Below are 907 nucleotides of genomic sequence, written 5' to 3' on the forward strand. Positions count from 1 at the left end.
CATGAACTCATTTCCATTTTTACGAAGTAATTCATTTACTTCCGATGCGATGCTGCTTACTGCCTTGGACATATGACACCCCAAAATGATGCTTGCGCGATTTTTTTGGCGATCCTATATGCCACTAAAAAATAACCAACAGACTTCTTATGTATTTTTTGCGAGAGTTTTTAAAACGTATTTAAAATATCTTGCAGAATCCTTACAGACACCTTCGGGAAGAAGCATACAGGTGTGTTTGGATCATCAAAAATAGGCAATTAAGAGCCTCGATCGGGGCACGGGTACTTGTTCCCGTGCACTGATCGAGGAGACAAGCGCAGCGCGTCAGACCTGTGCAGCTCGAGCGCGAAGGTCCATAACCTGGCGCGCAGATAGCTTGTGTAGATCCTGGTTGGAAAAGACCAGGAGAACGCGGATCGCTTTGGTTTCTTCGTCCCAGAGCTCTAGGTCGCTCATAAGAAATTGATAATCACCCAGGTATGAGGCCGCCAGATCCCGCGAAAGGGTCCTGTAAGCCTCTCCAGGCGTTTTTAGTGCCGCATTCACTGCGTCGGCTACCGGATCGGTTGCGATGGCCATACCGCCGTTATGGGCCCTCTCAATGGCATGCTCGTTGTACTCAATCGAACCAGCATCAGGGTCGTCTGTGGGATTCCCAGGACAAAGCTTGTCCTCCCAGGGCAGCACGTACTGCGATCTGCCGAGGATGTCCTGCAGAACGTAATCAGAGGGTTTTGCTAGACGCTGCATTGGGCTGCTCCCAGGCGAAAATCGCATGGTAGCGCAGCCTGCTTTGGGCAGCTGAAAGCTGCCTCCAGAGCGGCCACAAGCCGCTCTGATAAACCGGCGTCGAAGACGACGGGAACAGCCAGACAGACGCCACCCGAGCCCACGAGACATCTCA

General features: G+C 51.7%; 1 protein-coding gene. It reads right to left on the bottom strand.

Translation table 11 applies throughout. The features are described 5' to 3' along the window. Positions 1-327: 327 nt before the first annotated feature. Positions 328-753: a hypothetical protein gene (locus tag GHO42_RS02930; protein WP_153331004.1), complete on the bottom strand. Its 426-nt coding sequence runs from the start codon at positions 751-753 to the stop codon at positions 328-330. Positions 754-907: the final 154 nt, after the last annotated feature.

It is taken from the genome of Pseudomonas sp. FSL R10-0056 (genome assembly GCF_009600105.1).
Classification (GTDB): domain Bacteria; phylum Pseudomonadota; class Gammaproteobacteria; order Pseudomonadales; family Pseudomonadaceae; genus Aquipseudomonas; species Aquipseudomonas bubulae.

Coding starts and splice junctions, on each gene's coding strand:
- GHO42_RS02930 (WP_153331004.1), bottom strand. CDS start 753: ATGCAGCGTCTAGCAAAACCCTCTGATTACGTTCTGCAGGACATCCTC.